At 59.4% G+C, this 12890-nt stretch carries 16 protein-coding genes; 12 read left to right on the top strand and 4 right to left on the bottom strand.

Features of this window, described 5'->3' with window-relative positions; translation table 11 throughout:
- The first annotated feature begins 39 nt into the window (after positions 1-39).
- Positions 40-717, top strand: a complete 678-nt coding sequence (radC, locus tag DevBK_RS04290) for a RadC family protein (RefSeq protein WP_317185589.1) — start codon at positions 40-42, stop codon at positions 715-717.
- On the opposite strand, the gene DevBK_RS04285 is transcribed toward radC, so the two are convergent.
- The 3 genes from DevBK_RS04285 to dgt all read right to left on the bottom strand — a co-directional run bounded on the left by DevBK_RS04285 (position 709) and on the right by dgt (position 4252).
- Positions 709-1968, bottom strand: coding sequence for a GNAT family N-acetyltransferase (locus DevBK_RS04285; RefSeq protein ID WP_317184576.1), 1260 nt, complete (start codon positions 1966-1968; stop codon positions 709-711). The two genes, radC and DevBK_RS04285, sit on opposite strands and share 9 nt — an antisense overlap.
- A 117-nt stretch (positions 1969-2085) precedes the next feature.
- Entirely contained in the window at positions 2086-2823 is a 738-nt protein-coding gene (locus tag DevBK_RS04280; RefSeq protein WP_061911326.1) for a cytochrome c biogenesis CcdA family protein, read from the bottom strand.
- A gap of 85 nt (positions 2824-2908) precedes the next feature.
- A complete protein-coding gene (gene dgt / locus DevBK_RS04275; protein ID WP_317184575.1) occupies positions 2909-4252 on the bottom strand; it encodes a dGTP triphosphohydrolase in 1344 nt (447 codons plus the stop codon).
- A gap of 200 nt (positions 4253-4452) precedes the next feature.
- Between dgt and rpe the strand changes: the two genes are divergently transcribed.
- From rpe to DevBK_RS04245, 6 genes are all read left to right on the top strand, one after another.
- A complete protein-coding gene (gene rpe / locus DevBK_RS04270; protein ID WP_317184574.1) occupies positions 4453-5133 on the top strand; it encodes a ribulose-phosphate 3-epimerase in 681 nt (226 codons plus the stop codon).
- 30 nt (positions 5134-5163) lie between these two features.
- Positions 5164-6495: an adenylosuccinate lyase gene (gene purB, locus DevBK_RS04265; RefSeq protein WP_317184573.1), complete on the top strand. Its 1332-nt coding sequence runs from the start codon at positions 5164-5166 to the stop codon at positions 6493-6495.
- Entirely contained in the window at positions 6492-7043 is a 552-nt protein-coding gene (locus DevBK_RS04260) for an alpha/beta hydrolase (protein ID WP_317184572.1), read from the top strand. Before purB ends, DevBK_RS04260 begins: the two co-directional genes overlap by 4 nt.
- Complete coding sequence (locus DevBK_RS04255; protein WP_317184571.1) at positions 7043-7456, top strand: GNAT family N-acetyltransferase; 414 nt, start codon at positions 7043-7045, stop codon at positions 7454-7456. Before DevBK_RS04260 ends, DevBK_RS04255 begins: the two co-directional genes overlap by 1 nt.
- Before the next feature lie 233 nt (positions 7457-7689).
- Positions 7690-8001, top strand: a complete 312-nt coding sequence (locus DevBK_RS04250; RefSeq protein ID WP_062630378.1) for a DUF1344 domain-containing protein — start codon at positions 7690-7692, stop codon at positions 7999-8001.
- 341 nt (positions 8002-8342) lie between these two features.
- On the top strand, positions 8343-8648 hold the full coding sequence (locus tag DevBK_RS04245) for a DUF1344 domain-containing protein (protein WP_317184570.1): 306 nt from the start codon (positions 8343-8345) through the stop codon (positions 8646-8648).
- Between the two features lie 52 nt (positions 8649-8700).
- On the opposite strand, the gene DevBK_RS04240 is transcribed toward DevBK_RS04245, so the two are convergent.
- A complete protein-coding gene (locus DevBK_RS04240) occupies positions 8701-9024 on the bottom strand; it encodes a DUF1476 domain-containing protein (RefSeq protein ID WP_317184569.1) in 324 nt (107 codons plus the stop codon).
- 228 nt (positions 9025-9252) lie between these two features.
- On the opposite strand from DevBK_RS04240, the gene purC reads away from it, so the two are divergent.
- From purC to purQ, 5 genes are all read left to right on the top strand, one after another.
- Entirely contained in the window at positions 9253-10017 is a 765-nt protein-coding gene (purC, locus tag DevBK_RS04235) for a phosphoribosylaminoimidazolesuccinocarboxamide synthase (protein WP_061911308.1), read from the top strand.
- Positions 10018-10033: 16 nt separating this feature from the next.
- On the top strand, positions 10034-10276 hold the full coding sequence (purS, locus tag DevBK_RS04230; RefSeq protein ID WP_061911306.1) for a phosphoribosylformylglycinamidine synthase subunit PurS: 243 nt from the start codon (positions 10034-10036) through the stop codon (positions 10274-10276).
- Between the two features lie 265 nt (positions 10277-10541).
- Entirely contained in the window at positions 10542-11618 is a 1077-nt protein-coding gene (locus tag DevBK_RS04225; protein WP_317184568.1) for an acyltransferase family protein, read from the top strand.
- A gap of 61 nt (positions 11619-11679) precedes the next feature.
- Positions 11680-12201, top strand: coding sequence for a hypothetical protein (locus DevBK_RS04220; RefSeq protein ID WP_317184567.1), 522 nt, complete (start codon positions 11680-11682; stop codon positions 12199-12201).
- A gap of 4 nt (positions 12202-12205) precedes the next feature.
- Positions 12206-12874 (top strand): phosphoribosylformylglycinamidine synthase subunit PurQ, encoded by a 669-nt coding sequence (gene purQ / locus DevBK_RS04215; protein ID WP_317184566.1) that lies wholly within the window; start codon positions 12206-12208, stop codon positions 12872-12874.
- The last annotated feature ends 16 nt before the right edge of the window (positions 12875-12890 follow it).

Here is a 12890-nt window from a genome sequence, read left to right as displayed (position 1 = left end):
AAACCCGAGACCAAATCCGGTGGACTGGCGGAAGCGCCGATGAAACCGCATTATCTTGGGCATCGCGAGCGAGCACGCGAACGGTTCAATGCCGTGGGCGGGGATGGCCTTGCGGACTACGAACTGCTTGAGCTGCTCCTCCATATCATTTTGCCCCAGCGCGATACCAAGGCGTTGGCAAAGGAACTTCTGGCGCGCTTTGGTTCGATGTCGGAAGTCCTCGGTGCGGCCCCTGCCCGCCTGGCGGAGATCAAGGGGCTTGGGGAAACCTCTATCACCCACCTCAAGGTCATGCAGGCCGTGGCGCAGCGCTATGGGCGCGATCAGATCAATGTCGAAAAGCCAATCCTCTCATCGTGGACGCAGTTGATCGACTACTGCCGCAGCGCGATGGCCTACGAGAATATCGAACAGTTCCGAGTTCTCTTCCTCGACAAGAAGAATCGACTGATTGCCGATGAGGTGCAACAGGTCGGGACGGTTGACCACACGCCGGTCTATCCTCGCGAGGTCATCAAGCGAACGCTTGAGTTATCCGCTTCCGCACTGATCCTCGTGCATAATCACCCGTCCGGCGATCCATCGCCTTCGCCTGCGGACGTGAAGATGACGCGCGAAATCGGCGATATCGCTCGGCAGATGGGCATCACCCTCCACGACCACATTATCATCGGTCGATCGGGTCATGCCTCACTGCGCGGGCTGAAACTACTCTGAAGGCTGGGACGCCTGCGGCTTCTTGCCGAAGAGGCGATCGCGGGTCTGATGCGCGGTCCGGATTGCGCTCTTGATGCGCGGATTGGCCTTGGCCTGAGCACGCGCCTTCTGGAACTGTTGGTGCAGCCCGACGGACAGCCGGCCTTTCCAGGTGCGACCGACATAGTGCTGACGGATCGGGATCTGCACGTTGCACCAATGGCGCTTCTCGTCAGTGAAGCCGGAGCCCATGTCGAACATGGTGAAGCCGCCATCGAACACCGATTGCATGACGCGCAACAGACACTGCTTGCCCGGCGAACCGTTCTGGATGGCAGGATCGTCGCTCATTGACGAGATCAGGCAAAACATTCGAGTACCATGGACGATATTGTAGCGCACCGCGACGATATCGCCGTTGAGGCGGAGAACGTGGAGGCGGACATCGAGCCCCGAGCCCGGCTGCATCGCCTTCTGGTAGAAATCGACGAGGTTGTCGCAAACAAACGTGTCGCGAATGCCCTGCGCCTTGAAGCGGGCGGAGCGCTGGCGGAACATCACCTCTATGGCGGCCTTACCCGTTACCGGATTGGTAACGAATTCGAACCCAACTTCGCCGAGCGCTGCGAGACGATCGCCTTGCTGACGGTCATGCTTCCGGCGGCTACGGCTGCGCTGGATCTGATCGCACTGTTCCCAGGACGAGAATTCGGAGCGGTAAAGCGTTTCGACCGCGAGCGCACTGCCGAGTTCGTCGAACAGCCCACCATAGCCCGTGATTTCGGCGGGAATAGCGCGAAGATAGACCGCGTCGGCATCAGGCAGTTCGGCGATCATTGATTGCCAAAGTTGAAGACGTCCGGCAGGGCCAAGCAGCGTGAGCTTTTCGTAATTTGAAATCGGCGCGTAGCAACCGACCTGGGAGCGCGGGAACCAAGTATAGACCGTAACGCCGAGCTGGCGGCGGCGATGGAGCGGCATCAGCGCGACTGGTTCGCCCTCGATTTCGCCAACAATGAAGGCTTGGTCCTTTTGGGCGATGCCGCGATCAGCGATCCAGAGTTTGATAAAATCAAAACTCTGGCCGGGCGACTCGACGCTACTCGCGGTCAGCGACCGCCAGACAGCTTCGACATCATCGACATTGCGGGTGAACCGCGCGCTGACGCGCACGCCGAGGCGCGGCGCGGCTTCGGCCCTTTGCTCGAGGGCATCGCTTTCGATAGCAAGTGCCCGCAGTAATGGTTGGCTGTTGATGTGTGCCGTACCCATATTCCCCGCCCCAATAGCGCCGCAAGCATTGCGGCACGCGAGTAAACCGGGGCTGAAGATCGCCCAGAAATTGTTCTGGGACTTTCAGAAAATTTGAGAGGGTTAAGAAAGTCCTGATCAACCGAAGGTCGACAGCACTGGAAAAGTCTCGAGGAACCAGAACGAGATGCGGGTAAAATTACCAGTGAGAAACAACACGCCGGTGACCACCAGCAGGCCGCCCATGACTTTCTCGACGGTGTGGAGATGCCGCTTGAAGGAATGGAAGAAGGTGAGGAACGGGCCGATGGCAATGCCCGCGAGGAAGAATGGGATGCCGAGGCCAAGCGAATAAAGTCCGAGCAACGAAGCGCCTTCCCAGGCTGTATCGCGGCTGGCGGCAACTGAGAGGATGGCAGCGAGCACGGGTCCGATGCACGGGGTCCAGCCGATAGCAAAGGCGAGGCCGAGCAGAAAGCCACCACCCGGACCTGAGGCTACGCCGGGACCATTGTGCCGCAACTGGCGGTCGAGAAAGGCCAGGCGATAAACGCCGAGGAAATGGAGTCCCATCGCGATGATGACGACGCCGGCAACGGGGGTCAGGATGGGCAAGAGCTGCCGGAAAACCTGGCCAAACGCCGTTGCGGTTGCGCCAAGGGTAACGAAGACGACCGAAAAGCCGAGGATGAAAAAGAGCGAGGTGATCGCGACTTTGAGGGTCAGCTTGCCCGCACCCGTATCCACATCGTCGCGAAGCTGGTCGAAACTCGCACCGCTCATATAGGTCAGATAGGGCGGAACCAGCGGCAGGACGCAGGGGCTAAGAAAGCTCAAGACGCCTGCGCCGATGACCAGAGGCAGGGAAAATTCCAAGGTGACGCTCCTCGTTCACGCCTTGTCTAGCGCGGCAGCGCTGTAAAGCAATCTGCCTTACCGTCGCATCGCGCCGATGTGAGGACTAATGGCCTGAGAGCATTTTGGAAATGCGAAGTGCGTAACGGTCCGTCATGCCGGACGTGTAATCTGCTAGCGCGTGAAGTGCCTCGGCCGGTGTGGTCAGATTGCGCAGGTCGAGATCCAGCGCCCGCACCAGTTGTTGGGAACGAGAGCCAAGGCTTTCTGGCTGCCAGCCGACGGCGGCAAGATCTTCATAAACGGGCAGAATGCCGGACATCACATTGTTGATGATGCGCCGCCCTGAGACTTCCAATTCGGTTTTGCGACGGGCGGTGAAAATGTGGTCGTTGGACAATTGGCGCATGTCGGTGAACATCTCACCCATTTCGCAAACCTCAGTCAGCGAGCCGGAAAATGTGCCGTCCATGATCGCCGCGTGGTTGTCGATAAAGGCTTTGACGCAGCTTTCGATTGCCTGACCAATGGCCATGGCGCGCAGCATGGCGACATGTTCGGCCTGGCTCCGATCGCCAGCGCTTTCGTCGCGCGGCTTTGCAACCTTGACCAGGATCGTGACGACTTCCTTGTAGGAGAGTTCGCCGGTGGTGAAGGCATCTTCGATATCGACGATATTGTAGCAGATATCGTCTGCAGCCTCGACGACGTAGACCAGCGGATGGCGACGCCACCATTTCTGCTCGCCGATGCGCTCTTCGGGCAGTCCCAGCGTCGTTGCGACATCGTCGAACAACGTCTCCTCGCTGCTGAAGAAGCCGAATTTCTTGAGGCCGACATAGCTCGTCTCGCCGCTTGCCTTGAGCGCGGCGCGTGTCCTAGCAGTCACCGGATACTTCATGAAAGCACCGAGCGTTGCCTTCGAGAGCCGCATGCCGCCGTCGTTGCGGCGCATTTCCAGGCGCGTCAGGATGCGAAATCCCTGGGCATTGCCTTCAAAGGCAGTGAACTCTGGCTGGATGGCGAAATCGACCTCGCGGGCTAGCCCCTTGCTTGCTGCGAACTGCTCGGCAAACCAGGAGCCCATCGCATCTTCGCCGGAGTGACCAAATGGCGGATTGCCGATGTCGTGGGCAACGCTGGCGGCCTGGACGATATTGGCGAGGGCGTGCTCGTCGCCGGGACTGATCAGCCCCTGCCCGACCAGCCACTGGCCAATGCGCATGGCAAGCGATCGGCCAACGCTGCTGACCTCGATGGAATGGATGAGCCGATGATGAACATGGTCGTGCTCATAAAGCGGCTGCACCTGCGTCTTGTTGGCGAGGCGGCGGAAGGGGGCGGAAAAGACGATGCGGTCGTGGTCTTGCACGAAAATGGACCGGCTCGCCTGCGACGCAGTCTTCTTGTCCCCGAGACGTTCCTCGGAAATCAGGCGGTTCCATTCCATGACTGGTCCTCACACAGACAAGCGACACTGGATATGAACTGCCAACCATGGCGGAGTCCCGGCGAAGCACGGTCTTTTCAACAGCTATGCACGTGTGGCGAGCGATATGGGCAAGCTCGGAGACTGCACTTGCCCCCGCGCCGTGACCGCCCTATAGCCAGACCGAATACCTGAATATGCTCTGTCGCTGAGGTGCCTTCATGCCGGCCCGTCCTCTTCGCATCGCTCCGTCGATCCTCTCCGCCGATTTTTCGCAGCTCGGGGATGAGGTCTCAGCCATCGTCGCGGCCGGTGCGGATTATATCCATGTCGACGTGATGGATGGCCACTTCGTCCCCAATATCAGCTTCGGCGCGCCGATCATGAAATCGATCCGTGGCGTGACCGATAAGGTGTTCGACGTGCACCTGATGATTTCGCCGGTCGACCCCTATCTCGCCGATTTTGCGGCAGGCGGCGCCGATATCATCACGGTACATGCAGAGGCTGGCCCGCACCTCCATCGCAGCCTGCAGGCCATTCGGGGCCTCGGCAAGAAAGCCGGCGTGGCGCTCAATCCAGCGACACCCGTTTCGGCCATCCAGCATGTCATCGACGACGTTGATCTCGTGCTGATCATGAGCGTCAATCCCGGCTTCGGCGGCCAGAGTTTTATCCCAGAATCGATCAACAAGATCCGCCAGGCCAAGGCACTGATCGGCGGGCGCGATATCGACCTAGAGGTCGATGGCGGTATAACCGCTGAAAATGCCCGCGCCGTGGTCGATGCGGGGGCCAATGTTTTGGTTGCCGGTTCGTCGATTTATGGCGGCAATGACCCCGCAACCTATGCCGGCCGCCTCGCGGCTATCCGCGAGGCGGCAACGAGCCGCATCGCCTGACTCCACTTCTGACCTTTTAGGGCTAAGTCCATGATCCCGCGCTATTCCCGTCCCGAAATGGTGGCCAACTGGTCGGCCGAAACCCGCTTCGCTATCTGGTTCGAAATCGAGGCCCACGCGACAAGCAAACTCGCCGAGCTCGGTGTCGTGCCCAAAGAAAGTGCCGACAAGATCTGGAACGTGATGAACGCCCGCAAGGCGGAGATGGGCGACTACGGGTTCGACGTCGAGCGCATCGACGAGATCGAGCGCACGACCAAGCACGATGTCATCGCGTTCCTGACGCACCTCTCTGAGATCGTCGGCCCGGATGCCCGCTTCGTGCATCAGGGCATGACCTCTTCAGATATCCTCGATACGACGCTCTCGGTGCAGATGAAGCGCGCCGCCAACATCCTGCTCGCCGATATCGATGCTCTGCTCGAGGCGCTGAAGCGTCGCGCGATGGAGCACAAGCACACGATCACCATCGGCCGCAGCCACGGCATCCACGCTGAGCCGACGACCTTTGGCGTGAAGCTAGCCGAGGCCTATGCCGAGTTTTCACGCAACCGCGCTCGACTCGTGGCGGCGCGCGATGAGATCGCCACCTGCGCCATTTCCGGCGCCATCGGCACCTTCGCCAATATCGACCCGCAGGTCGAAGAATATGTGGCGGAAAAGCTGGGCCTTTCGATCGAGCCGGTGTCGACCCAGGTGATCCCGCGTGATCGTCACGCCATGTTCTTTGCGACCCTCGGCGTTATCGCCTCGTCGATCGAGCGCGTTGCCGTCGAGATCCGCCACCTGCAGCGCACGGAAGTGCTGGAGGCCGAAGAATACTTCTCGCCGGGTCAAAAGGGCTCGTCGGCCATGCCGCACAAGCGTAACCCGGTGCTTACCGAAAACCTGACCGGGCTTGCGCGTCTGGTGCGCGGCATGGTGACCCCGGCGCTGGAAAACGTGGCCCTCTGGCATGAGCGCGATATTTCTCACTCCTCGGTCGAGCGCATGATTGGCCCCGATGCGACGATCACGCTCGATTTCGCGCTCGCGCGCCTCACTGGCGTTATCGACAAGCTGGTCGTCTATCCGGAAAACATGCGGAAGAACCTGGACCTGCTCGGCGGCCTCCACAATTCGCAGCGGGTGTTGCTTGCACTGACCCAGGCTGGTTACAGCCGCGAAGATTCCTATTCGGCCGTACAGCGCAATGCCATGAAGGTTTGGGAACATCGCGGCGATCGTGCAGGCCTTTTCGCGCAAAATCTTAAGGGCGATCCGGCCGTAACGCTGTCAGATGCGCAGATCGACGACATGTTCGATGACGCCTACCATCTCAAGCATGTCGACACGATTTTCTCGCGGGTCTTCGGCGCATGAGAATTGCTGAAACCGATATCCTGATTCTGCCTGGGCTTGGTGCTGCGGGGCCGGGCCATTGGCAGGTGCGTTGGGCCGAGAAGATGTCGACCGCCGGCATCGTCGAGCAGGCCGAATGGGACGAGCCCGATCCGGAGGATTGGGTCGATACCATCGTCAAGGCTGTCGAATTGGCCAATCGGCCTGTGGTCTTTGTCGCCCATTCGCTTGCGTGCATTGCGCTTGCGCAAGCGGCGTCACGGTTTCCCGAAGGCCGCGTGAAGGGCGCCTTGCTCGTCTCGCCCCCTGACATTGAGCTCAATGCCAGCGTGCCGGAAGAAGCAACGGCATTTGCACCCGTGTCGCGCGATCCCCTGCCCTTTCCGTCGTTGCTCGTGATTTCGGACACCGACCCCTATTGTTCTTTGGAGCGCGCTGCAGACTATGCTGCGGCTTGGGGATCGGATTTTCATCAGGCTGGAGATGCCGGGCATATCAATGTGCAGTCCGGCCATGGCCCTTGGCCCGAAGGACTGATGATGTTCACCCGCCTGATGCAGCGGCTGTGATGGACGGCTACACGCTTATCGAACAGTCGCCCGACGTCGAGGACTACCTCCGCTTGCGAGTCGTATCGGGGCTTAGTCCCAAGACGCGTGCCGGCGCTGAAGCCGGTCTGCCCAACACGTGGTATGGCGTCCACTTCATTTTCGACGGACGACCTGTCGCAATGGGTCGCGTCATCGGCGATGGCGGCACGGCTTTTCAGATCGTTGATATGGCCGTCGAGCCTGAGCATCAGGGCAAGGGCCTCGGCAAGGTGATCATGACAGCTCTGGTCGCGCGCTTGCAAAGCCACGCGCCATCGGGCGCCTATGTCAGCCTCGTGGCCGATGGCGACGCCAAGCATCTCTATGCCAAATATGGGTTCGAACCAGTCATGCCGAAATCGATCGGCATGGCCATGGTCATCCGACCCTGATTAGAACAGCTCCAGTTCGACGCCGATTTGCCCGCTTTCCGCCTAACTTCCTGAAAGTTAGGCGGAATCTGGCGTTCGGGAATTAAATCTTCTTAACTTGAGAACCAGCGTGGCCAGGCCTAGACCAGTGCTCGTCGGTTTGGAGCCGCCGGCGGGAACGAAGGACCCGCGACGCGACGACCCCTGAAAACCGACTTATGGCCGCGCATCGGCCCGTCTCATGGAGACATTTCATGCGCAAGTTCGTCGCCCCACTCTTTCTCGCTTTGCTCGTTGCCGCACCGGCAAGTGGTGCCTTTGCCGCTACGGCCATGGCTCCCGCTGCCAAGCCCGCGGCGTCCGCATCAACCTCTGCGGATCAATCCATCAATGGCACCGTGAAGAGCTTCAACCTGACAGCTCGGTCACTCGAGCTCGCGGATGGTAGCTGGTACTTCCTGCCGCTCAATACCAAGTTCCCTGATGTGAAATCGGGTGAAAAGGTGACCGTTCACTACAAGCAGAATGGTTCGAGCCACGATGTGACCGCGATCGACGTCGGCTAATCGAAGGAGAGAAATCTCCCTACTTTTTTGCTTGCACAAATTCCCTGCACAAAGGCCGTCCGGCATCCGGGCGGCCTTTTCGTTATGGTCAATCAGCAAGAGATATTAGAACGGCTCCAGACCGACGCTGATTTGCCAGAATGTCGCCTAACTCACTGAAATTCAGGCGGAATCTGGAGCCGCAGAATTAAATCTTCTTAACTTGAGAAGCCGATTGGCCGGGCCTAAACCAGTTCTCGTCGGTTTGGAGCCGCCGGCGGGAAACGAAGGATCCCGCGACGCGACGACCCCTGAAAGCCGACTTTTATGGCCGCGCATCGGCCAGTCTCATGGAGACCATCATGCGCAAATATATCGCACCGCTCTTTGTCGCCCTGCTCGTCGCAGCCCCAGCCGGCGGCGCATTCGCCGCCACGGCGATGGCTCCGGCCGCTAAGCCGGCCGTCTCGGCACAGGCTGAGCAGTCGATTTCGAGCACCGTGAAGTCGATCGACCTCAAGGCCCACACGCTGACCCTGGCGGATGGGAAGACCTACCAACTGCCCACCACATTCAAGGACCCCGGCCTCAAGGCGGGTGAAAAGGTAACCGTGCAGTGGAAGATGAATGGTCGCGCCTATGAAGCGACCCGAGTAACGATCGGCTAGTCTAGTCCAAGGAGCCGGCCATGGTCGGCTCCTTATTTTTTAAGCCTGACGATCAGCCCTCGGAGGCGATCTGTTCATTGGCTACAGCGACCAGCGTCGACATCTTCTGGCGAATCACGTCGTCGCCGACCGAGATGCCCTTGGCCTTGAGATCGCCCGACACCTTGCGGAACACGTCCTCGTCGCCGGCCTCTTCAAAATCGGCAGCAACGACTTCGGCCGCATAGGCCTTGGCTTCGTCACCCGTGAGGCTCATCAGTTCCGCGGCCCAAATGCCGAGCAGCTTGTTGCGGCGGGCTTCTGCCTTGAACTTCTTTTCAGAATCGAAGGCAAATTTGGCTTCCTGGCCCTTCTGACGGTCGTCGAACGCGCTCATGATCTCTCCCATGTTGACCAACGTGCCGGAATTCCGGCGTCTCAAGACCGACATAGGCGGTCGAGACAAGCAAATCAACGGCATGGAAGGCCATGCGACCTTGTGTGACGGAGGCAACAGTCCGGTGCCCCAAGACGTTGGCCCCCATGAAAGCGCTTGCAATTCCGCTTGGTTCTAGCGCATGAAGCGCGCCTAAACGGTGCGCTTTTTCACGGCAGCGGAAACCTCATGAATCGTCGACGCAAAATCTACGAGGGCAAGGCAAAGATCCTTTTTGAGGGTCCTGAGCCCGGCACTCTGGTCCAGTATTTCAAGGACGATGCCACCGCCGGAAACGGCGCCCGGCATGAAGTGATCGACGGCAAGGGCGTGTTGAACAACCGAATCTCGGAATTCGTGTTCACCAAGCTCAATGCCATGGGCATCCCGACGCACTTCCTGCGCCGCATCAATATGCGCGAGCAGTTGATCAAGGAAGTCGAGATCATCCCGCTCGAAATCATCGTACGCAATTTCGCGGCGGGTTCGCTGGTCAAGCGCCTTGGCCTCGAGACGGGTACGCAACTGCCGCGCTCGATCATTGAATTCTGCTATAAGGACGATGCGCTCGGCGACCCGATGGTTTCTGAAGAGCACATCACGGCCTTCGGTTGGGCAACCCCGGCCGAGCTCGACGACATCATGAGCCTTGCGATCCGCGTCAACGACTTCCTGACCGGCCTCTTCATGGGCGTCGGCATCCAGCTCGTCGATTTCAAGATCGAATGCGGGCGCCTTTATGAAGGCGATCTCATGCGCATCGTGCTGGCTGACGAAATCAGCCCGGACAATTGCCGCCTCTGGGACATCAAGACCCGCAACAAGCTCGACAAGGACAGATTCCGCGAAAATCTCGGCGGTCTCGTCGAAAGCTATCGCGAAGTGGCCCAGCGCCTCGGCATCCTGGTTGAAAACGACAATGCGCTGACCACCGGTCCGCGCCTCGTCCAGTAATTTTCGGGAAAAGCTCATGAAAGCGCGCGTCACTGTCACGCTCAAGAATGGCGTTCTCGATCCGCAGGGCCAAGCCATCGAAGGCTCATTGTCCTCCCTCGGCTTTGGCGGCGTCTCCGGCGTTCGCCAGGGCAAGGTTTTTGATCTGGTTCTCGATGGCACCGATGAGGCTGCCGCCCGGACCCAGTTGACCGGCATGTGCGAGAAGCTTCTCGCCAATACCGTGATCGAAAACTACCAGATCGAAATCTCTAATTAACGCTTAATTGCGATAACAACTGGCGCGCCCCATTTGGCGCAGGACAGTACCATCATGCGTAAAACCCAAATTGCTCTTTCGGTCTTGTTCTTCGCCTCCATCGGCCTGCTTTTTGCGGCCTATGCCTCGGTGCCTGTGCCGGTCTGACCGGCTTTAGGGCATTAATTACCAAGCCGGCAAATGCTTCCAAACCCACCGACCGGTTTAACCGGCTGGTCGAAGGGATACGCTAATCTGCACCCGTCATCATGCGGGGAATGCGGTTATGGGCTTGAGTAAGCAGAGGCTCGATTGGGTGGATATGGCCAAGGGCCTGTCCATTTTTCTGGTCGTCATCATGTATTGCGCGTCGAGCGTCGGCGAGGATACGGGTCAAACCGGGTTCCTCCATTGGACGATCGCCTTCGCCATGCCCTTCCGCATGCCGGAATTCTTCCTGATCTCGGGCCTGTTCCTGAGCCAGGTGATCGATCGACCGTGGCGCGCCTATGCCGATCGCCGCGTGGTCCATTATCTCTATTTCTACGTCCTCTGGGCGATCATCCACATCATCTTCAAGGTGGCGCTGGTCGGCCGCGATCCAGGCGGCGCACTAAGCTTTCTCGCCTGGGCAGTGATCGAGCCCTATGGCGTGCTGTGGTTCATCTACATGCTGGCCGTCTTTGGGCTGGTCAGTAAGCTCGTGCATCAGGCCAAGCTCCCGCATTGGTTGGTGCTGGGCGTCGGCGCTGTGCTGCAGATGGCTTCGGTCCATACCGGCAGCTATCTCGTCGACCAATTCTGCGCCTATTTCGTTTATTTCTACGCCGGCTACGTCTTTGCCCCAGCAATCTTCCGCCTGGCAGATTGGGCAGGCCAAAATGTCGGCGCAGCGCTGGGTGTCCTGGCGGCTTGGGCAGTGGTCAACGCTGTGCTGGTTTTCACGCCCGGCTTCCGGCTCGATCCGGTCCATATTCAAATGGGTTGGGGCGCCCTGCCCGGCATTCACCTGCTGGCGGCAATTGCCGGTGCTATTGCGATCTGTATCGCTTCCGCACTGCTGGTTAAACTGCCATGGATGAACTGGCTGCGCTGGATGGGTGGCAAGTCGCTGGTGGTCTATGTGGCCTTTGTGCTGCCCATGGGCATAGCCCGCACTATTCTCCTCGCGCTTGGCATAGAAGAACCGAATCTGGTCAGCCTCATCATCATGACCATCGCCATCGGCTCGCCGCTCATTCTGTGGTGGCTGACCGAGACGACCGGCTTTGGCAAATTCCTCTTCGAACGCCCGGCCTGGGCCCATTTGCCGGGCACGGGCAAGCCGACCACGCCGAATTCGCAGGCCATTCCAGCCGAATAGGTCACGAAGTAGCCAAATCCGTTCGCTAGGCCGGCGGGGCACCCAAGATGGAGCCCTGCCGATGCGTCCTCTCCTTGCCTGCCTCGCCGCCCTGCCCGTTCTTCTGGCGCCAGTGGCGGCCCATGCCGAATTCCTCAATCCCACATTCGAGACGCTGGCGATCGATGGCATCGCGCCACCCGACTGGATCGCCGGTGTTCGCGAAGGCGCCTATATCGGCATGTGTGGCAGTTGTGACGGCGGCATGGTGGTGCTCGAAATTAAGGTTCACAACGACGACGGCACAGGCGGACGTGTTCGGTCAGGTGAGACCACGACCGAGACCTATACGGAACTCGGCAAGGCCAACGCTCAATCTCTCGGCGGCGAATCCGAATATTTGGGCACGGACGAAATAGAGTTCGGACCTGCGGTCGGGTTCAAGACCAACGCCAAAATTGCGACCGGCGACTACTCCACCACCTATCAGTTGTGGAGTGACGGCAAACAATTGGTGATTAGAGTTTACGGCGCGGATCAAACCGTGGTGGACAACGTCGCGGAGAAAGCCTATTCCGCCGCTGCACCCCAGACCTTCAGGTGACCTGATGAAAGCTGCCGTTCTCGTCTTCCCCGGGCTCAACCGCGATCGCGACATGATCGCCGCGCTGACCAAGATCGGAGGCGCCGAGCCGGCAGTCGTCTGGCACCAGGATGCCGATATACCCGATGTCGACCTGATCGTTATTCCTGGTGGCTTTTCCTATGGCGATTATCTGCGTTGCGGCGCGATCGCGGCGCGCTCACCGATGATGGACAAGGTGCGCGAGCGTGCCGCCAAAGGCATAAAAGTTCTGGGCGTCTGCAACGGCTTTCAGATTCTGATCGAAGCCGGTCTTCTGCCGGGCGCGCTGATGCGCAACACATCGCTCAAATTCGTCTGCCGCGAAGTCAAGCTCGAGGTTACGAACACCGACAACGCGTTCACGGGCGGTTACGCCAAGGGCCAGATCATTCGCTGCCCCGTTGCCCATCATGACGGCAACTATTTCGCCGATGCCGAAACGCTCGCCCGCCTCGAGGGTGAAGGACGCGTGGCGTTCCGCTATGCCGAGGGCACCAATCCAAACGGGTCCATCAACAATATCGCCGGCATTTTAAACGCTGAAAAGAACGTGCTTGGCCTGATGCCGCATCCGGAAAATCTCATCGAAAGCGCCCATGGCGGCGATGACGGCCGGGCTCTTTTCGCTACCCTTCTCAATAAGGCAGCCTGATAGCGCGGCTCGCAAG

This window comes from Devosia sp. BK (assembly GCF_032907385.1).
In the GTDB taxonomy this organism is placed as follows: domain Bacteria; phylum Pseudomonadota; class Alphaproteobacteria; order Rhizobiales; family Devosiaceae; genus Devosia.
Note: the sequence above shows the minus strand (reverse complement) of the source record. Positions and strands in the feature narration are given on the sequence as shown.